Source organism: Candidatus Methanoprimaticola sp. MG2 (assembly GCF_047501175.1).
Classification (GTDB): domain Archaea; phylum Thermoplasmatota; class Thermoplasmata; order Methanomassiliicoccales; family Methanomethylophilaceae; genus Methanoprimaticola.
Map to the genome: position 1 here is coordinate 1 of NZ_JBEQWH010000007.1, position 18,472 is coordinate 18,472.

The following is an 18,472-nucleotide window of genomic DNA, read 5'->3' on the forward strand; positions in this document are numbered from 1 at the left end:
ACCGTTTCAAATCCACGAGGATGTCTATATGACACCAGAATTAGGAAACACACTAGTACATCGAGCGGTTATTCCAACATGATTCTACACTAGAATTATTGATATTTAACATTGGAACATACATCCAATTAAATAGTCATGAATCGTACATTGATATGCAGGTGCTCTGAGAAAGGCACCGGGCGGTGTGATACCAAGATATGGACCGTAATAAATGAAAAGAATATCGAGTTGAACAATTGAGTTTTCAACACGAGACATGTAGTAACATGGAGTGCGATAGAAGTGATTTGACAAAAACTCCAGAAATGGAATGCATTTACAGAGTAGAATGAAACATAGACCCTACGAACGTATGATTCTCTAGCAAACCGCAATGCTATCTCACTAAGCAATTCGGCGACAGATGCTCGAGAATCATTTAGATCTTATGACAAAGCAGTACTAACTGGAGGTTCGCCCCCATTACACCCATTAGATGGTGATCACATGAGTAAAAGATATCGTTACATCATCACATTTGCACTGATATCGATAATAGTAGTGTCATCTGTCGCTCTGGTGCATGTAAGACAGGAGAACATGGAGAAGAACGAATGGTTTGAGACTCCAAAGGTCAATGAGGGCCTCATCAAAACAGAGAACTTCTCCATCGACGACCCTCGGCTCGGTTCGAGATTGGTCGGAAAGATATTCATATACAATATGGGGGAATCCCTGGAGGTCTTAATCGTTGCACATGCCCATGTCGCACCCGGGGACAAGTGCGGCATAGCTCTGGCTGTATATCCAGAGCTTATAATCTCCGAAGTGGACTTTGAGTACAGGGATTCCATTGATCCAGATAAGTATATCATGATCTTAAAAGGGGCCGAAGTAATGTCATTCCATCTGGACCTTCCTAACGACGGAGTAGGCGGGGACGGGACGATCGTCATGAGATGCGAGGGCTCGGACCAACTCGAAAAGGGAGCAGGATCGATCAGATTCAGATTCACAGCGAACTATACCGTAGAGGATCTCACGGTGGAGCTTCCGCCCTGGTGATGGCCCCCGACATCAAGGCCCGAGATTACCATCCCGCATCATCCTGAGAATGACCCGGCGTGCATCGCGACAGCGACCTCCCCGGCTCCTGCAGCAGGACAGGTACGACCTGCCGCGAACACACTGGGTCCATCGTCGGACCCGATGGCACGCATAAATACCTGCACCCTCTATCCCGACCTAGAGGTTTATTAAATGATCAGCAGAGACGTTGTTCTTGGCAACCTTGAGGGGTACGACCTCAAAGATGCCAAGATCGGAGTCCTGGCATCACACTCCGCGCTGGACACCTGCGAAGGTGCCGCATCGGAGGGTTTCAGGACCGTCGCCGTCTGCCAGAAAGGCAGGGACGCCGCCTTCTCCAGGTACTTCAGGGCCCAGAGGGACTCTGCGGGCAACCTGACCAGAGGGGTCGTCGACGACACCATAATGCTCGACAAGTTCAACCAGATCATGCAGCCGGAGGTCCAGCAGGACCTCATGAAAAGGAACGCGCTGTTCGTACCCAACAGGTCGTTCACATCCTACTGTTCGATCGACGACGTAGAGGACAACTACGCCGTTCCCATGGTCGGGAGCAGGAACCTCCTCCGTTCCGAGGAGAGAGGGGAGGAGAGGGACTACTACTGGCTTCTCGAGAAGGCAGGCATGCCCTTCCCCCAGAAGGTCGAGAAACCCGAGGACATAGACGGACTCACGATCATCAAGGTCCATCATGCCGTCAAGAAGCTGGAGAGGGGGTTCTTCACCGCGAAGGACTACGACCAGTTCGTGGAGAAGTCCACCGAGCTCATCGCCCAGGGCGTCCTGGAGCCCGACTTCGTCGAGCACGCCAGGATGGAGAAGTACATCATAGGTCCAGTGTTCAACCTCGACTTCTTCTACAATCCGCTGGAGGAGAAGGGAGAGAAGACCGAGCTCCTGGGCGTCGACTGGAGGTTCGAGAGCTCCCTGGACGGATACGTCAGGCTCCCCGCCAAACAGCAGGTGGAGCTCGAGGAGGACGGCATCATCCCCGAGTACACCGTCTGCGGACACAACATGGCCACCATAAGGGAATCGCTCCTGGACAAGGCCTTCGAGCTTGCCGAGAAGTATGTGGAGGCGACGAAGAAGTTCTACGACCCCGGGATCATCGGGCCGTTCTGCCTCCAGACCTGTGTCGACAAGGACCTGAACTTCCACATATACGACGTCGCACCCCGCATAGGCGGAGGGACCAACGTTCACATGTCCTGGGGACATCCCTATGGCAACACGCTCTGGAGGACCAACATGTCATCCGGGAGGAGGCTTGCCATGCTCGTCCGTGAGGCGATCGAGCAGGAACGTGTCGATGAGATCGTCACATGAGGCGTTTCATATGAAGAGTCATACGATAGCATTCGCGATCCTCGCCGTGCTCGCGGTCATGATGGTGCCCGCATTCGACTCGGACGGGGCATCCATAGACACCCCTGATGGAACCTTCGAGTTCGACAACAGGAACGGAGGGACGCTCACATTCACGGTGAACAACACCAATGGCGGAAGTTTCGTCATGGACGTGGTCGTCCAGGAGAACGGCAGGACCGTCGCGTCCGTCGAAGACATAGATGTGCCGGCAGGCGAGAAGGTGGTGGTCTCCGTCCCGATGGGCGACTTCAAGGATGTCGGGACCCATCAGGTCAGGGTCATCTGCACTCCTGCAGGCAATTTCGAAGGGAACGAGTTCAATGCCGAGATAGAGGTCGGGAAGAACCTCCTCAACAATGCCGCGACATACATCGTCATCGCGATCGTGATCATCGTCATCGCGGTCTTCGCGTACCTCAAGATACGCGACTCGCCCAAGAAGAAGACCGAGATGACATTCGAACAGCTGGAGGCCGAACGCAAAGCGGAGATGGCTGCCAAATCCGACAAGAGGAAGTCCAAGGATGCGGCACCCACCACCGAGAGGCAGAGGTACCTGGCTGACAAGAAGAAGAAAGACTGATCCGGAAACGGCCCCTGTCCCACATCGTGGGATGGGGGCCACATTATCACATTATTGCCAACGACCCTCGGTCGCGTGAATTATACCGTCCCCGGGCCATCCATGAATTGAATGGGTCGGAACGGAGGTATGCTCAGCCTGTGCACACATTCTTGCGAGGTACGATGCGGGCGAGTTATCTGTCTTCTAGTAGCCGGCTACCGACCCATTCGTCAGCCACTATCTTCAGTAACACGTTTTTAATATAAATAACACTCACCCATCCAACATCTTCCATCTCGCATCATTCGCATCAAGTTGTTTAAAAATACAAATTCAATATACTTATGCATGTAGTGTTACAAATTTTGAGATAGTGTTATCTACAAGCATGAGAATTCGCTCGCATGGCGGACAAAAAGACATTCTTGGCAGTTGCGGTCATAGCCATAGTGATCGTAGCTGCCGCAGCTGTCCTTTTGACAAATAAGGACACGCCTACAGATGACACAGATCTGAAAGACTTCGCGGGACAGGAGATTGTGACCGTTGAAAACCTGGACAACGGCGTCATCGCCGTCGGACAGGACTCGTTCAGATGGGCCACCTATTTCGGGATTGCGGATAAATGCGTCATGATCGACCAGAATGACATGACGAATTACCTTGGAAAGGCATTCATGTATCACGGACGCGCGATCGTGGATATCGAGGGCGGGGATTCTGCCAAGCTCACAGGCGACGATGCCGCTCGGAAATACTTCACACACACCAACTGCGGGATCACGATGGACGACGTCCGTACCATCATCGAACTCGACCCATCCATAATGATCGTACCCGAGAGCTTCTACACGGACTATCGTAACGAGATGAAGGCCATAGAGAGCGAGGGGATAAACACCGTCACCATCGGATACATCTACACATTCCTTGACAAGGACATGAAGATAACCGACAAGCTGGAACAGAACATCGATATCCTCTCCAGGGCCCTGAACATGGAGCCTCGCGGAGAGGAGCTCAAGAACGCATTCTCCTCCATCGTCGAGGACCTTCAGGACCTCTCGTCCAAGATGAAGATCAAGAGGACCGCGTACGTCGGATCCGTCGCATACAACGGCGCCCACGGGATGAGCTCCTCCCTCAGATACTATCTGCCCTTCGAGCTTGCAGGCGTCACGAACATCATCGCCGGCGAAGCGGAATACGTCGAGTCCGGAGTGAAGGAATACTCCATTTCAACGATAGCATCCGGTGTTCAAAGCGATACGATCCTCTTCGTCGATGCATCCGGATATTCCATGAACACGGACAACACATCCAAAGGGATCATCGAGATGTTCGCCGGACATGATGCATACCTGATCGCACCGTACATCTGGACTGGGATCAACTACGAGAACGTGTTCATCGATGCATATCAGATCCTCAGATACGCCTACGGGGACGACATAATCACCGAAGAACAGCTGGAGAAGAAGATCAACGATGTGTATGACAAGTTCTTCGGGACTCACGAGTCCAACCGCAACATATCCGAGTTCTCCAAGTACACCATCGCCCTTCCCGAGAAGGGGACCAGCATCTTTGAGGACATGAACGCCATGTACATGGCTGCGAAGGGCAATCCCATCTACGGGAAGCTGACGGCCAACTCCGACGGGACGCTCTCGTTCTGATAAACGCAGGGCCTTCCCCGGAGGGCCCACCATTAGATTCAGTTGATACGGATGACGAGTGAAGGAGTATCGAGATTCAAACAGCACGGACACCGCAGGGCCCTCATCATAGCATCGCTCGGAGTGATGACCGCGATCTCCGCGATAGGCGTACTGTATCTGAACGCAGGAGGGGTCTCGTTCAAGGATATCGTCAAGATCCTTCTCGGCATCGACGAGGGCATCGCATCCATAGACCGCACCATCGTCCTGACGGCCGGCGTCCCACGCATCCTGTCGTGCATACTGGCGGGTTTCGCTCTCGGGATCGCAGGTGCCGTGATGCAATGCGTGCTGAAGAACCCCCTCGGATCCCCCTATACATTGGGAGTGTCCAATGCGGCCGCGTTCGGAGCGTCCATCGGGATCGTCCTCCTCGGAGGAGGGACGATACTGGGACAGAGCGGTGCGGAGATCAACATAAGCAATCCGTACATCGTCGCGGGGAGCGCGTTCGTATGGGCGATGATAGCCACGATGGTTATTGTAGCTCTCGTCAAGGTGACCAAGGTCAGTCCCGAGACGATGGTGCTGGCAGGGGTCGCCCTGAGCTCCATATTCTCGGCCGGGATCAGCCTCCTCCAGTACATCTACAACGAATATGCACTGTCCACGATAGTGTTCTGGCAGTTCGGGTCTATGGGGAAGGCCACGATAGAGGAGCTGACCATGATCGCCATCGTAGCGGCTGCGATATGCCTGTATTTCCTCTACAACAGACTGGACTACAACGCACTCGATACAGGAGATGACGTAGCGGCATCCGTAGGCGTCAATGTGGAACGCCTTAGAATAATATCTCTCGTACTGTCTGCGCTCCTGACCGCGGTCGTGGTGTCATTCATGGGGATCGTCGCGTTCATAGGACTTCTGGGCCCCCACATCGTGAGAAGGCTCGTAGGCAATGACCATCGCTATCTCCTGCCGGGATCGATGCTGCTTGGTGCGCTGATCCTGCTGATATCGGACTGCGTCGGTCAGAACCTCATGGACTTCACGTTGCCCGTCGGCATAATCACATCGTTCCTTGGAGGCCCCCTATTCCTGTATCTCCTGGTCATGGGATACAGGAAGAAGAATGGAAGACTGAAGGAATTCATATCCCGGAGGCAATGAGATGTCGATATTGGATGTGAATGACGTCCAGTTCTCATACGGTGAGAAAAGGGTTCTCGAAGAGATCTCCTTCGCCGCGGAGAAGAACACGATCCTGTCCATCCTGGGGCCCAACGGCGTTGGGAAGACCACCCTGTTGAAATGCATATGCGGACTCCACAGACCGGAAAGGGGATCGATAGAGGTCGACGGGACCGACATCCTGAAGCTCAATGCCCGCGAGATGGCTAAGAACATCGCATATGTCCCTCAGAAATCCGCGGCCACACGCACTACCGTATTCGACTCGGTGCTCATCGGCCGCAGGCCGCACATAGACTGGACGACCACTGAGGAGGACATGGAGATCGCGTGGAGGTCCATGGAGTCCCTGGGACTCCAGGACAAATCCCTGGAGTATGTGGACGAGATAAGCGGAGGGGAGTTCCAGAAGGTGCAGATAGCCAGGGCGATAACCCAGGAGCCCAAGATCCTCATACTTGACGAACCCTCCAACAATCTGGACATCGCCAACCAGCACATGACGATGAGGATGGTGGAACACGTCGTTCGCCAACACGGACTGTGCACCGTGATGACCATGCATGACATCAACCTTGCGACGTACTACTCGGACCGGTTCATGTTCGTGAAGAACGGGCACATCGTCGCCTACGGGGGGAGCGAGGTGATCGCTCCGGAGACGATCAGGGACGTGTACGGTATCGAAGTGGATGTCATCCAACACAAGGGTCAGGCCATCGTGGTACCGCTGAAGGAACAGCCGAACCTCGATGACCTCACGCTTCCGGGGGTCGGCGGACACGGACATACGGAGTGATGGAATGAAACCGCATCCATTCGAGGGAGAAGGCCTCACACACGAACAGACACTCAGGTTCTGGGACAACTACGCCGAGAAATACTCCGGATTCCAACAAGGGGACATCCCCGATCAGATAATCGACCGCCTCTTCGACATCGGCCTGCTGGAGGCCGGATGCAGCGTCCTCGAGCTCGGTTCTGGACCCGGGACCTACTCCCTCAAAATGGCGCCCCGCATCGGATCCCTGTCATGTCTCGATGCCTCTGCGAACATGCTCAAACGGCTAAAAGGTTACGCGGATGAGAGAGGAGTGACCAACATAGAGTATCTCAACATGGATTGGAACAGGTTCTCATCCACCAAAAGCCATGATGTGGCGATCGCGACACTGTGTCCCGGAGCGGGAACCCCCAAGGCCCTAGGGCTCATGGAAAGGGCGGCGAGAAGGGGCTGCGTGCTGGTCTCATGGATCGTGAACCATGGCGATGACCTCAACGAGATGGTCTGGAAAGGCCTGGGAAAGGACTATGGGTACGACGTGCGGAACTCCTCCCCCGGGGAGGAATGGCTGCGTGAGAACGGACGCGGCCCGGTGACGGAGACGTTCGAGGCCCGCATAGTAGCGGACATCCCTCTGGAAGAGCTCGTTGCCAAGGAGCGCAAGGCGTTCGAGACGTACGGCTACGGGGAAGAGGCCGAACGGATAGCCAGGGACATCCTGGAACCGATCTCCGAGAACGGGCTCGTCCGTTACGACGAGATGAACAGGATGAGGGTGGTCCGCTGGACCCCTCCGTCCTGAGATGGATGCTGACCGACGGGGTGGATCCCACCCCTCGGCAGGCATTCAGAGCCTGAGTTTGGGGTCCCTCAGGTCCAGGAGTGCGACGTCACGCCTGTCTATGAAGAAACCGGCCTTCTTGTGGAGCAGGATCGAAGGTGCGTTGTCGGGCTGGATCGTGCTGTGGGCGACGGTCGCCCCGAGCTCCATGCCCTTCCTTATGCACTCCCTGAGGAGACGGTACGCGATCTCGTTCCTCCTGAAGTACGGATGGACGCCCATGTTCTCTATCCAGAGGAGATTGTCCTCATCGCAGATGTGATGCAGCATCTGGGCGAAGATGAACCCGACCACCTCGTCGTCCTCCACGGCGACGAAGCTAAGTCCGCTGTCGAGATAGGCCTTGAAGTGTCTGGGGGACGAGGCCCCCAGATTGTCCTTCCAATCCTGGGGGAGGTCCTCCCACTTGTTCTCCAACGTGGCGGCGAAGTACTCCTTTATGCAGGAGACCTCCAGCCCGCGCACGCTCTCGATGTCCTTCACGCGGACGTTGCGGATCTCCATCTCACATCTCCTCGGGAGCGCCCATTCCAAGGCAACCGAGAACATCGGCCATGACGGTCCTCGCACATTCGACCAGGGTGAGCCTGGCATCCCTGCGGGGTCCGGAGTCCAGCACGGACACGGATGCGTAGAACTGGTTGAACGCCACCGCCACGTCGTGACCATATGCCGGCAGGAGATGGACCTTCTTGTCCTCCCCCGCCTGCCTGAGGATCTCCTCGTACCTGGACAGGACTTTGACGAGATTGACCTCGAACCCGTCGTCTAGCATGTCCGGGTCCGTGACGTGCTTGAACTCCCCTGCCTTGCGGAGCATGCTGCATGCCCTGGCATGTACGTACTGGAGGTACGGTCCGGAGTTCCCGTCGAAGTTGAGGGCCTCGCTCCACTTGAAGACGAACTGCTTCTCGGGCTGGACCCTCACTATGTTGTACCTTATCGCTCCGATCCCAACGATGCGGGCGATCTCCATCATCCTCTCCTCGGACATGTCGTTGCCGCGGGTCACGGAACGGGCCTTGATCTCATCATAGGCATGGGCGACGGCCTCGTCGATCAGATCGTCGAGATAGACCACGACCCCCTTCCTGGTCGACATCTTGCCCTCCGGGAGGGACACGAACGAGTAGAACAGGGGCTCGGGCATGGTCTCCTTGCCGAGGATCTCCAATGCAGAGCAGAGCTGTTTGGAACCCAGCTTCTGGTCCTCCCCGAGGACGTCGATGACGCGGTCCGAACGGGTGAACTTGTCCAGATGGTATGCGAGGTCGCGCGTGGTGTACAGCGTGGTGCCGTCCGAACGGGTGAACGTGAACTTGGTGTTCTTCCCCTGGATGCCGAAGTCCTTCAGGTCGACGAACCAGGCACCATCATCGGTCTGACCCGCATACTCGGATCCCTTCAGCTGCTCCACCACGTCCCTCGCGGTTCCGTCGGTGATGAACTGGGACTCCCATGTGTACCTGTCGAGCGTGACGTTGATGGCCTCGAGGGTCTCCCTGAGGCCGTCGAGCATGGACTCGGCGGTCCTGCGGACATTGCCGATGACCTCCTCGTCCCCGTCCTCGAACCTGCGCAGCATGTCCGCGATCTCCCTCTGTACCTCGGGCTCGGACTCCATGCGGCGGTTGGCCACACGGTACTTAGCCACCAGACGGTGGTCCGTCTTGTCCCTCTCCTTCTCATGACCGGCCGCCTTGGCATGCTCCTCGCGCTCCGCATCGGCCACCTCGTCGGAGACGTTCATTACGCCCCATGTGAGGATGACGACCTGCTTGCCCACGTCGTTGACGTAGTACTCGGTGGTCACATCGTGTCCGCATTTCCTCAGACACCTGGCCAGCGTGTCCCCGATGATGGGGTTCCTCGCCCTTCCGACGTGGATCGGCCCCGTGGGATTGGTGGATGTGTGCTCCACATTGACCCTGAGGCCCGACGACGGCATGCTGCCGTAATCCGACCCGCGCTCGATGATGTCGTTCAGGACGCCTGCCACCATCGGCTTCGAATCCATCACGAAGTTGAGGTATCCGTTCATCGCCGAGACGCCGGCGATCAGCCCGGAAGGCTGGATCCTAGAGGCCATGTCCTCCGCGATCATCGCGGGGGCCTTCCTCATCGCCTTGGACATGGGGAAGCACGGGACCGATAGGTCCACGCCCTCCACCGATGACAGCTCTATGACGAACTGGAGGTCTGCGGCCCCCAGATCGGACAATGCAGCGGTCACTGCCGTGCGCACCTGCTGCTCGAATTCGCCTATGATTGACATTGTATGAACCTCAGTTGGGCCTGTACCTCAGAAGCGCGGCTATGCCTCCGAACGCCTTCAGGAGCATGTCCCCTTCCTCGGAATCGCCCGAGATGAGCTGAAGGCGCGTGTTGTACGCGTCCGCCCTGTTGAAGAAATCGTCGATCAGGTCCTCGTCGTTCACCACTGTGGTGGACTGTCCGCAGTCGGGGCAGAGGACCCTCTCGTCCGCATCGGCGACGGTCAGGTCGTGCCTGTGCCCGTTCGCGCATTCGATGGTGATCCTCCTCTTCTTGAGAGTGTCGGACAGGAGCAGCATGTCGACCGCGCCCATGTCCAGGGCGTCCCTGACCTCCTGCTCACCATAGCATGAAAGACCCCCGTCTGTCTTCCTGATCTCGGTGAACAGCCTCTGCATGTACATCTTCTCCTGGGTCAGCTGGAGGTCCGTGATGATGTTCTGGGAGTTCTGGACGAGCTCCCTGAGGCCGGACTCATCGGTGTAACCGGTGTCCACGAGGGGACTGACGACGATCTTCCTGAGCTCATGATGCAGGTACTCCTCCTTGACGAAGAAGTCCTTGGTCGCGCCGGGGCCTCCAACCAGGATGCCCAGCAGCTCCGGGCGGTTGAGGAACACCTCCGTGGCGTTGTCCGCGACCTTCTTGAAGAACTCGTGGGCGGCTATCTCGATCAGCCTCTCGAAACGGACGGACGACTGACCTCCCTGGTGATGCTTGCTCGGAACCAGCGAGTCGAAGTGCTTCAGCACCTGGATCCTGCTTCCGGAGAGTATCCCGATGGTCGCCTCGGACCTGTCGATGGTTATCAGCCCGTAGCACTTCTTGTCGAGAAGCATAGACTGGAGCGGCTCCGTGAAGAAGGTGGAGTCGCACCTGTACAGGAACGCGGTGATCGCCTCGGGCGGGTTGATGACGTACTGGACCATCTTGGTCTGGTCGCCGGCCCTGGGGACCTCCCCGCAGAATATGACGACGCCGTTCTCAGGAGGCGTCTTGTAGGTCTTGAGTCGAGCCGCGATAGAGTCGATGGCGCTCTGGACGTTCTTCATCGTAGTCTTGGACTTGATGTTGGACGCCTGAGACTGCTCGTTCCTGAGGTAGGCCATGACATCGGAGATCTGCTTGGACCTGGGAACGTACACGGAGATGAGCTCGGTGCCCCTGCCCCTGTAGTTCTGGATCTCCTGCATATCCTTCTTGAAGTCGTACTTCGCCCTGTCCTCTGAATTCGTTTCTCCCATATTGGGTCACCTAATCTTTTTATGTCAAGTGCGCTTGATTAATAACATTACTGGTCGTGGTCCCTATAGACAAGGTTGTCGTATCCATAGGGGGATCTGTCCTGATCCCCGGAAACAATGATTCAGATTACATAGCCAGACTTGCCGAGATGCTCATATCTGCATCCAAGGAGGTGCAGCTTGCGGTGGTATGCGGAGGCGGGAAGACCGCGCGCTACTATGCGTCCACAGGGCGCGAGCTCGGAGGAGACACCTATCAGCTCGACATCATGGGCATCGGTGCGACCAGGCTCAACGCACAGCTGCTCGGGGTCGCCCTCGGAGACATGCCGGTCCGTGTGCCGGAGACCGTGGAGGAGACCGCCAACGCATCGAAGCCCGGGAAGATCGTCGTGATGGGCGGGACCGAACCGGGACACACGACGGATGCCGTGGCCACCATGGTCGCACGTGAGATGGGGGCGGACCGTGTGGTGAATGCGACGGCCGTGGATGCCGTTTACACGGATGACCCGCGCACCAACCCCTCTGCCGAAAGGATCCCCGAGATGACCATAGCCAGACTTGGGGAGATCGTCTACAAGGAGCATGACGCGTCCAGGTCGAGCGTGTTCGATCCCCTCGGTGTGAAGATCGCCGAGGAATGCCGCATAGACATCTCGATGGTCGACGGCAGGGACCTGATCGAGCTCGAGAAGGCCATCCTGGGAAAGCCATTCAACGGCACCTTCGTCAATTCCCACTGATGGGTTCGAAATCCTTCGAGGCCACCGTGTCGAACCCCGCGGAACGGACTATGTCCGATATCCTGTGGGCCTCGGGACCCTTCATGGACTTTCTGTGGACATAGACCGAGTCGGTGCCGGATGCATCACAGGCATCCCTCACCATCCTGGCTATGTCATCATCGTCCCTGCCCTCCAACTGATAGTTCGGGATCATGTGACCGAAATTGACCTTGGATGACAGCACAGCCTCCGTGAAACGGGGAGCGTAATGGCCTCCCCCGATGCCCACCAGGATCGGGTACTCGTCATGGGGCTCCAGGTCGGAGATCACATGTGCCAGCAACTCTGCGGAATGCATGTCTCCCCAATGTGATTCGTCGCTCCCGATCTCGATATAGAACGTAGGCTTGTCCAGATACGGTCCGTGGTGGGTGACCTCGAAACATGTCTGTACACCGGGGTCCCTGTTGTACTCGTGAATCCTGCGCACCGCATCCGTCATCTCCGAAGGGCACGCCCTGACGAGGGTCTCCGGCCTTCCTCCATGCTCCGCCTCGTGATAGTTCCCTATGGGGTGGGCGGTCAGCGCGGGCCTTCCGCTCTTGGCGGAGTGCCTGGACATCACTATGACGGAGTCCACCTTGATGCCAAACCTCTCGGCCTCCCTGTCGAGACCGTCGTGCCGGATGTGCATGTCCGGGATGCTCATCATCAGACAGTCTCCGGAGGACATGTAGCTGGAACCGTCGAACGACCCGAGATCCTCCCATTCATGCATCCTCAGAAGGGATGCCCTCATGTTGACCGAAGGGAGGTCCGCCTCACTGCAGACGATGAGCTTTGACATGATCCGCCCGAATCATTACGGATATAAGCGGGTTCCAATGGAAATGCCGCATACGCCCGTTGCCTCTCGTGTTTAACTTTGCTAGTCCGAACGGTGTCAGCTTTTATTCTCGGAAAAACAGCAGACATCCATGAACAGACTTACGCTCTCCAACCGTGCACTGCTGCACCTGTACAGGTACCGGCACATATCCCCATCCATAGAGGTTGGGGCGCCCAAGGAGATAACCCAGGACGGCGTCGCGGAGGTCCTCGGGGTATCCCGCTCACATGCGGCCCTCCTCGTCAACCGCCTGGAGCAGGACAGGAAGCTGTATTCCGGGAAGAGCCGTGTCATCGGCCAGTTGCAGGGCGGCGCCCGCAAGGTGTACTTCATCACCCCCGCCGGGATCCATGAATGCGAGACGATCATGAGGATCATAGAGGAATCCGATGAGAACGGCGGGGGAGAGGGACTCCCCAACAACCTGAACTACTGTGCCTCGTCCGTGTTCTGGAACCTCCCCTTCGAGGACAGGACCCTCATAGGATGTCTGATGGTGCTCCGGACGCCCGTATGCAGGGATGACCTGGAATCGTTCCCTTCGATCGTCCCGTTCAGCTACAAGGGGGCCCTTTCCATCAAACCCGAGACCAAGAGGTGGTACATCCAGCGTGCCGACACCGAATCCCTCAGGCAGTGGCACAGCGCGGCGGCGGATTGGTGCGCGGACCATGTGAACAACCCGAAGGAGAGGATGTACCACCTGTACCGTTCAGGCAGGAGGAAGGAGGCCCTCAGGATGATCGTCTCCAACAGGTTCATGCTCATGGACTTCCCGGACACGGAGATGCGTGACATCATAGACCGGATCGCAGAGGAATGCGACCGGGACGACCTGCTGATGATCTCCGCCCGCATGAGCCTCAGGTTGGGGGAGACGACCAGTGCGAAGGCGGAGCTAGGACGGATCCGCGAGAGGGAGGAGATCGCATGGGAGTCCCTGATGTCGGAGATCCTCCTGGCGGAGGGTCAGAACGCCGTTGCGCTGGACACCGCCCTGAACACGTACGTGGGCGACATAGACTCCGCTGCCGCACTGGGGAAGTGCATGGCGGCCAACGGAAGGTACGAGGAGGCCATAACCTACCTGAACAGGTGCAGGAGCGAGATGAAGCGCACCGGATGCCTGTTCAGGATAGACGAGGTGCTGTCGACGCACTCCGAGGCCCTGAGAGGGCTCGGGGACACGGTCGGCGCCGACAGCATGCTAGAGATGGCCAACTGCTGGAAGAAGGCCTTCCCAGACGGTTGCCGATCAGAGCGAGGGGTTGGACTTCAGATGGTCCAGGTCGGAGATGTAGAGGTCCCTGATGTCCGTGATGTTCCACTTGAGCATCGCAAGCCTCTCGTATCCGAATCCCCAGGCGAGGACGGGCACATCGATCCCGAACGGGGCGACCACCTCAGGCCTGAAGATGCCTGCCCCTCCGAGCTCCATCCACTTCCCGTTGAAGAACACCTCCAACTCGAGGGACGGTTCGGTGTACGGGAAGTATGCGGGCCTGATGCGGATCTGGTCGAATCCCATGCGGGCGTAGAACTCCCTGATCATGGAGATCAGCATGTCGAAGTTGCCGTTCTCGTCGATCACTATGCCCTCGATCTGGGTGAACTCGGGCAGATGCGTGGCATCGATGCTCTCGTTCCTGAAGATGCGGGAGATCGAGAACGCCTTCCTGGGAGAGTCCGGGTGCTCTGCGATGTACTTGATGCTGCTGACGGTGCTGTGCGTACGGAGGAGGGCCATCTCCGCCTTCTCCCTGGACCACTCCCCACCCCATCCGGTGGAGCCGGTGTCGCCCCCGGTCTCGTGTATGGCACGGACCTTGGCCACAAGGGCCTCGTCATCGATGTGTATGGACGGTGGGTTCTCCAGATAGAACGTGTCCTGAAGGTCCCTGGCAGGATGGTCCTGCGGCGTGAATAGGACATCCAGGTTCCAGAACGCGGGCTGGACGTACTCGGACTTCATCTCCGTGAATCCCATGTCCGTGAAAAGTCTGCGGACCTGTGCGCCGAGACGGGACAGCATGTGCTTCTTGGCCGGATGGACGGTGGGTGCGAACGTCTGGATGTCGTACCTCCTGAACTCCGCATCCTTCCATTCCCCGCTCTGGATTATGCGGTCCGTTATGTCGGTGACCTGCGGCTTCAACTCTATCCCGGATGATGCCGCCTCGGTCCCGTCCGCGGTGAGGGCGATCGTCCTCTCCGTGACGACCTTCTCGACGATCATGCCCTGGCGACCCTTCAGGTCCTTGATGACCTTGGCATCGGCATCCCTCTCGGATACTGGGGATTCGGCCATCCTTGCGAGAAGCAGCTCGTCGGACATCCTGGAACCGAGCATGTCCCTGCCGTTCTGGGTGAGGACCATGGTCTTGACCCCGTCCGCGGTGACGATGTCCGCAAGAGCCTTGCGCTTGAGCCAGCCCACCGCGACCTTGCCCATGCCCTCGGGCATGGACGCCTCCATGTCTGCCATGGGCATGCTCCCGCCGTTGTCTCCGATGACGGTCATGGCGATCCTCTCCGGAAGGCCCTCGCTGACGACCGACGCGTCCGCCAGGGCATAGAACTTCTCCGACCTCTCGGAGATCCCGACGAGGCCCTTCGATTCCAACCAGGATGCGGCGCTCATCGCCTCGACCTCTACGGAGAATGCTCCTTCGGACACGAGGTCCGCAGGGGATGCCTTCCCTCCTCTCTCGCCGAGAGCGAGGAGGAGTCTCTTCTCGTTGTGACTGAGTCCCTCTAGCAGTGCCTTGTCCATGTGAATCACCATTCGAACCCATCGTATGTCATATCGCCTACGATATCCTTCGCCTTCTCACGGCGGTCCTGATGCTCTTCGAGGAAGACGTTTATCTTCTGGGTGAGGCACATCTTGCACTCGCCGCAGAGGATCTCCCCCTTCCTACACTTGTCCGCGAGCTCGTTGAGCTTCGAGTCGTCGTGCTCGAAGAGGTAGAAATTGTACTTGAAGACCGCACAGACCTCCGGGTTCCCTCCGAGCTGACGCTGCTCCTCCACGGAGACGCGCCCGCCGGTGAACGCCCTGCCAACCTTCTTCTTGACCGCCTTGGCGGAATCGGTGGTGTAGATCGTGGCGTTCTCGTCGGACGACGACATCTTGTCCCCTCCGTTGAGTCCGGGGAACATCTTGCAGAAGATCAGCGACGGCTTGGGATACCCCAGATGGGGGGCGGCATCCCTGGTGACCCTGAAGTGCGGGTCCTGATCTATGCCGCACGGGATGATGACCGGCACCTGCCTGCCTGCGTCCACCGTGGGGAGGAACGCTGGCACGGACTGCATGGTCGTGTAGAATATGGACCCGATGTTCGTGGAATTGTCGAATCCGAAGACCGCCTTCGCCGTGGAGAAGGTCGTCCTCTTGGCGACCTCTAGCGCTATGGGGTACATCCGGCCCACGTTCTTCGTGTCGACGATGATCTTCGTCCTCTTGGGATCGAAACCGAGCGCGACGAAGTCGAGGGCGTTCTCGTACGCCATCTTCCCAGTCTCCTCGAGGGACAGGTCCTTGAACAGGAACTTCTCGTCATCGGTCATCTGGAAGAGCATGTCGCATCCGAACGTGTCCTGCATCCATTTGTTGAAGATCCAGGGCATCAGATGGCCGAGGTGCGTGTTCCCGGAAGGGCCCCTTCCCGTGTATATGGTGAAGCGGTTGCCCTTGTCGTACTCGTCCAGGATCCATTTCAGGTCCCTGTGGGTGTAGAATATGCCGCGCCTGAGCATCGGATGGAGATCCCCGTATCCGGACAGCCTGTCCAGTAGATCCTGATCTATCGGAAGCGTCCCGAACTGCTTCATCAGCAGATCGTAGTCTATGTCTCCCGTGACCTCCCATGGTGTGACCTTGAAGTCTCCTGGCATCGAATATTCCCGTCCGCGTGATACGCGCATGCGTCTTAAACCCATCTGGTCCCACGCGCAGGGATTGGGGCCGTATGGTCCGACGGCACACGTATTTGAATCCGAAGCCGATTCAGGGGGCATGTTCAAGATACTGGGCAAGGATGCCCTCTACATCGACATTCCCCAGACGTTCAAGTCGCGCATGGGCGAACTGGCGACCGATGATGAGAAAGCGTTCACCGAACAGCTCGACCGGTCCGAGGTCACATACCTGCTGAACGGCACCACGGAGGAGCACACGTTCTTCATACGCGTTCCCGACGACGTCACTCCCGAACAGATCCAGATGATGTGCGACATCACGCTGGACATCCTGAAGAGGACCGTGGAGGCCGAGCCCTGCGTAGAGGTGGAGGGTGTCCGCCAGAAGTACCAGGTCATCATCACCAACTGGGAGGAGCCCGAGATCATAGGACTGAACAAGACGCCCGGGATGTCCTCTGGAGCGGTGTTCAAGCCCATCATCAAGGCCCTCGACGACCCGGGAAAGGCCAATTCGACACAGCAGAACCAGATGTTTTACTTCTGAGTCGGGAAACACTCATCTGCGGGGCGCCTGGGTGTTCCCGGGACCCCGTCATCCAGAGGATGCTTCCCGTCCTTCCCGTCGAATCCGCAGTAGAAGTCCACGGGATGATCCTCGTACCAGTGTTCCGCGAGGACTTCGACGAGGTCCGCCTCCTGATCCATCATGTACGCGACCATCGACAGGACCATGAGGACGATGCAGAACAGCGCCGAGATGGCCATCAGGACCACCGACCCCCATCCTGGCTCCGCCGCGAACAGCACTATCCCGAGCCCTATGACCGCGGGAACGATCATCCTCGAGAACGTGCCGATGAGACCGTCGTACACACGGAATACCGATCCGGATTCTTTGACCCTGACGTCCAGCGTCCTGAATATCGACCATGGTAGCGTGAACACGAGTATGTACATCACCGCTATCGTCACGGGCATGGCCACATCCGCCATACCATGACTGGACCCGAAGCCGACAGCGGCGAACATCCAGAGGAAGAGCATCGGTACCATCGCAGGTATCAGTATATCGACCATGGATGTCCATCTGAGACTCTCCCTGTGCACAGCGCCGTTGATCCTGAGGTCCCTGGTGTCCAGGTCCGGAGGGATGTTGAAGAGGAACGCTATCAGATGGTCGGCGAACGTCCTGTCACGGACGTTGCAATGCTCCACACAGTCCAATGCTCCCAGGAACAGCCTCCTCTGGAGCAATCCCGTGAGGTAGGAGATCCCGGTCGAGCCGAGGGTGACCATCACGGATATCGCACCTATCCTCCAGTCCCAGAGGCACAGCGCCACCGACACGACCGCGGGAATGACCATCCTGAACCACTTCCTCTCCGATACGAGGCACCAGACGGCCACCGCTACGAACGGGGCGCACAGTGCGGCGACGGAATCGTAGAACGCCACGTGATCCAACAGGAAAGGCAGAGCCAGCGTGATGACTGATGCCAGGACGAACGATGTGACGAACACCGTCATGGCCGACCTGTCCCCCAGCCTCATGACCGTCGAGCCAGCGTTACGGATGGATGTCATTCCGCATCAGTCCAGGCCTCTACGGTGACCGTCGCTTTGTCACCCTTGAATATTCCCAGGAATATCCCCATGCTGTGGAACTTCCCCGTGTCATATGGCCCCAGGGTGGCCTCGGTCACCCCCTCCATATGGCCTGCGGCGGACTGGTCTTCCCTGGCGACGGCGACATCGATGGGATGGTCCGAGGACACCTTGACGTGAAGCATGCGTTTAGGCTTCACCTCCAACGGTATCGTGATAACATTTCTATAGCAACCGTCGACCGTGATATCGAACTCACCGATCCTCATGGTCTCCGGACCATAGACCTGCTCCCTCTTGACGAACAACGCCATCCCA

Annotated in this window: 19 protein-coding genes; 9 read left to right on the forward strand and 10 right to left on the reverse strand. The window is 57.6% G+C overall.

The features are described 5' to 3' along the window. Positions 1 to 489 precede the first annotated feature (489 nt). The 7 genes from V5D86_RS06240 to V5D86_RS06270 all read left to right on the forward strand — a co-directional run bounded on the left by V5D86_RS06240 (position 490) and on the right by V5D86_RS06270 (position 7,448). The gene (locus tag V5D86_RS06240) at positions 490 to 1,047 is read left to right on the forward strand and encodes a hypothetical protein (protein WP_414595826.1); all 558 of its coding nucleotides are present in this window, start codon (positions 490 to 492) and stop codon (positions 1,045 to 1,047) included. A gap of 195 nt (positions 1,048 to 1,242) precedes the next feature. Beyond that, positions 1,243 to 2,400: a formate--phosphoribosylaminoimidazolecarboxamide ligase family protein gene (locus V5D86_RS06245; protein ID WP_414595827.1), complete on the forward strand. Its 1,158-nt coding sequence runs from the start codon at positions 1,243 to 1,245 to the stop codon at positions 2,398 to 2,400. Between the two features lie 10 nt (positions 2,401 to 2,410). Then, positions 2,411 to 3,025, forward strand: coding sequence for a hypothetical protein (locus tag V5D86_RS06250; protein ID WP_414595828.1), 615 nt, complete (start codon positions 2,411 to 2,413; stop codon positions 3,023 to 3,025). A gap of 386 nt (positions 3,026 to 3,411) precedes the next feature. Further along, entirely contained in the window at positions 3,412 to 4,686 is a 1,275-nt protein-coding gene (locus tag V5D86_RS06255; RefSeq protein ID WP_414595829.1) for an ABC transporter substrate-binding protein, read from the forward strand. Positions 4,687 to 4,737: 51 nt separating this feature from the next. Further along, the gene (locus tag V5D86_RS06260; protein WP_414595830.1) at positions 4,738 to 5,841 is read left to right on the forward strand and encodes a FecCD family ABC transporter permease; all 1,104 of its coding nucleotides are present in this window, start codon (positions 4,738 to 4,740) and stop codon (positions 5,839 to 5,841) included. Position 5,842: 1 nt separating this feature from the next. Continuing rightward, the gene (locus V5D86_RS06265; protein WP_414595831.1) at positions 5,843 to 6,661 is read left to right on the forward strand and encodes an ABC transporter ATP-binding protein; all 819 of its coding nucleotides are present in this window, start codon (positions 5,843 to 5,845) and stop codon (positions 6,659 to 6,661) included. A 4-nt stretch (positions 6,662 to 6,665) separates the two neighbouring features. After that, positions 6,666 to 7,448, forward strand: a complete 783-nt coding sequence (locus tag V5D86_RS06270) for a class I SAM-dependent methyltransferase (protein ID WP_414595832.1) — start codon at positions 6,666 to 6,668, stop codon at positions 7,446 to 7,448. A 45-nt stretch (positions 7,449 to 7,493) separates the two neighbouring features. Here the strand turns inward: V5D86_RS06270 and V5D86_RS06275 are convergent, their stop codons facing one another. From V5D86_RS06275 to prf1, 3 genes are read right to left on the reverse strand one after another with little or no spacing between them, the layout of a single operon-like run. Beyond that, positions 7,494 to 7,991 (reverse strand): N-acetyltransferase family protein, encoded by a 498-nt coding sequence (locus tag V5D86_RS06275; RefSeq protein WP_414595833.1) that lies wholly within the window; start codon positions 7,989 to 7,991, stop codon positions 7,494 to 7,496. A 1-nt stretch (position 7,992) separates the two neighbouring features. Then, a complete protein-coding gene (gene argS, locus V5D86_RS06280; RefSeq protein ID WP_414595834.1) occupies positions 7,993 to 9,762 on the reverse strand; it encodes an arginine--tRNA ligase in 1,770 nt (589 codons plus the stop codon). 10 nt (positions 9,763 to 9,772) lie between these two features. Continuing rightward, on the reverse strand, positions 9,773 to 11,005 hold the full coding sequence (gene prf1 / locus V5D86_RS06285) for a peptide chain release factor aRF-1 (RefSeq protein WP_414595835.1): 1,233 nt from the start codon (positions 11,003 to 11,005) through the stop codon (positions 9,773 to 9,775). A 56-nt stretch (positions 11,006 to 11,061) separates the two neighbouring features. On the opposite strand from prf1, the gene pyrH reads away from it, so the two are divergent. Further along, entirely contained in the window at positions 11,062 to 11,751 is a 690-nt protein-coding gene (pyrH, locus tag V5D86_RS06290) for a UMP kinase (protein WP_414595836.1), read from the forward strand. On the opposite strand, the gene V5D86_RS06295 is transcribed toward pyrH, so the two are convergent. The 5 genes from V5D86_RS06295 to V5D86_RS06315 form a co-directional block, all read right to left on the reverse strand. After that, the gene (locus V5D86_RS06295) at positions 11,738 to 12,580 is read right to left on the reverse strand and encodes a D-aminoacyl-tRNA deacylase (RefSeq protein ID WP_414595837.1); all 843 of its coding nucleotides are present in this window, start codon (positions 12,578 to 12,580) and stop codon (positions 11,738 to 11,740) included. The two genes, pyrH and V5D86_RS06295, sit on opposite strands and share 14 nt — an antisense overlap. Before the next feature lie 600 nt (positions 12,581 to 13,180). Beyond that, entirely contained in the window at positions 13,181 to 13,420 is a 240-nt protein-coding gene (locus tag V5D86_RS06300) for a hypothetical protein (protein WP_414595838.1), read from the reverse strand. Positions 13,421 to 13,705: 285 nt separating this feature from the next. After that, entirely contained in the window at positions 13,706 to 13,828 is a 123-nt protein-coding gene (locus tag V5D86_RS06305; protein ID WP_414595839.1) for a hypothetical protein, read from the reverse strand. A 49-nt stretch (positions 13,829 to 13,877) separates the two neighbouring features. Further along, positions 13,878 to 15,395, reverse strand: a complete 1,518-nt coding sequence (locus V5D86_RS06310) for a phenylalanine--tRNA ligase subunit alpha (protein ID WP_414595840.1) — start codon at positions 15,393 to 15,395, stop codon at positions 13,878 to 13,880. Between the two features lie 5 nt (positions 15,396 to 15,400). After that, entirely contained in the window at positions 15,401 to 16,522 is a 1,122-nt protein-coding gene (locus V5D86_RS06315) for a tryptophan--tRNA ligase (RefSeq protein WP_414595841.1), read from the reverse strand. Between the two features lie 121 nt (positions 16,523 to 16,643). Here V5D86_RS06315 and V5D86_RS06320 point away from each other — a divergent pair, with 121 nt between their 5' ends. Further along, a complete protein-coding gene (locus V5D86_RS06320) occupies positions 16,644 to 17,093 on the forward strand; it encodes a hypothetical protein (protein WP_414595842.1) in 450 nt (149 codons plus the stop codon). Here V5D86_RS06320 and V5D86_RS06325 read toward each other — a convergent pair. Further along, positions 17,084 to 18,133 (reverse strand): hypothetical protein, encoded by a 1,050-nt coding sequence (locus tag V5D86_RS06325; RefSeq protein WP_414595843.1) that lies wholly within the window; start codon positions 18,131 to 18,133, stop codon positions 17,084 to 17,086. The genes V5D86_RS06320 and V5D86_RS06325 overlap by 10 nt on opposite strands. Beyond that, positions 18,130 to 18,468, reverse strand: coding sequence for a hypothetical protein (locus V5D86_RS06330; protein WP_414595844.1), 339 nt, complete (start codon positions 18,466 to 18,468; stop codon positions 18,130 to 18,132). Before V5D86_RS06330 ends, V5D86_RS06325 begins: the two co-directional genes overlap by 4 nt. Between the last annotated feature and the right edge of the window lie 4 nt (positions 18,469 to 18,472).

Coding starts and splice junctions, on each gene's coding strand:
- V5D86_RS06305 (WP_414595839.1), bottom strand. CDS start 13,828: ATGCTGTCGGCGCCGACCGTGTCCCCGAGCCCTCTCAGGGCCTCGGAG.
- V5D86_RS06325 (WP_414595843.1), bottom strand. CDS start 18,133: ATGACATCCATCCGTAACGCTGGCTCGACGGTCATGAGGCTGGGGGAC.
- V5D86_RS06265 (WP_414595831.1), top strand. CDS start 5,843: ATGTCGATATTGGATGTGAATGACGTCCAGTTCTCATACGGTGAGAAA.
- V5D86_RS06250 (WP_414595828.1), top strand. CDS start 2,411: ATGAAGAGTCATACGATAGCATTCGCGATCCTCGCCGTGCTCGCGGTC.
- V5D86_RS06295 (WP_414595837.1), bottom strand. CDS start 12,580: ATGTCAAAGCTCATCGTCTGCAGTGAGGCGGACCTCCCTTCGGTCAAC.
- prf1 (WP_414595835.1), bottom strand. CDS start 11,005: ATGGGAGAAACGAATTCAGAGGACAGGGCGAAGTACGACTTCAAGAAG.
- V5D86_RS06255 (WP_414595829.1), top strand. CDS start 3,412: ATGGCGGACAAAAAGACATTCTTGGCAGTTGCGGTCATAGCCATAGTG.
- V5D86_RS06310 (WP_414595840.1), bottom strand. CDS start 15,395: ATGGACAAGGCACTGCTAGAGGGACTCAGTCACAACGAGAAGAGACTC.
- V5D86_RS06315 (WP_414595841.1), bottom strand. CDS start 16,522: ATGCCAGGAGACTTCAAGGTCACACCATGGGAGGTCACGGGAGACATA.
- argS (WP_414595834.1), bottom strand. CDS start 9,762: ATGTCAATCATAGGCGAATTCGAGCAGCAGGTGCGCACGGCAGTGACC.
- V5D86_RS06300 (WP_414595838.1), bottom strand. CDS start 13,420: ATGTCACGCATCTCCGTGTCCGGGAAGTCCATGAGCATGAACCTGTTG.
- V5D86_RS06275 (WP_414595833.1), bottom strand. CDS start 7,991: ATGGAGATCCGCAACGTCCGCGTGAAGGACATCGAGAGCGTGCGCGGG.
- V5D86_RS06260 (WP_414595830.1), top strand. CDS start 4,738: ATGACGAGTGAAGGAGTATCGAGATTCAAACAGCACGGACACCGCAGG.
- V5D86_RS06240 (WP_414595826.1), top strand. CDS start 490: ATGAGTAAAAGATATCGTTACATCATCACATTTGCACTGATATCGATA.
- V5D86_RS06245 (WP_414595827.1), top strand. CDS start 1,243: ATGATCAGCAGAGACGTTGTTCTTGGCAACCTTGAGGGGTACGACCTC.
- V5D86_RS06320 (WP_414595842.1), top strand. CDS start 16,644: ATGTTCAAGATACTGGGCAAGGATGCCCTCTACATCGACATTCCCCAG.
- V5D86_RS06270 (WP_414595832.1), top strand. CDS start 6,666: ATGAAACCGCATCCATTCGAGGGAGAAGGCCTCACACACGAACAGACA.
- V5D86_RS06330 (WP_414595844.1), bottom strand. CDS start 18,468: ATGGCGTTGTTCGTCAAGAGGGAGCAGGTCTATGGTCCGGAGACCATG.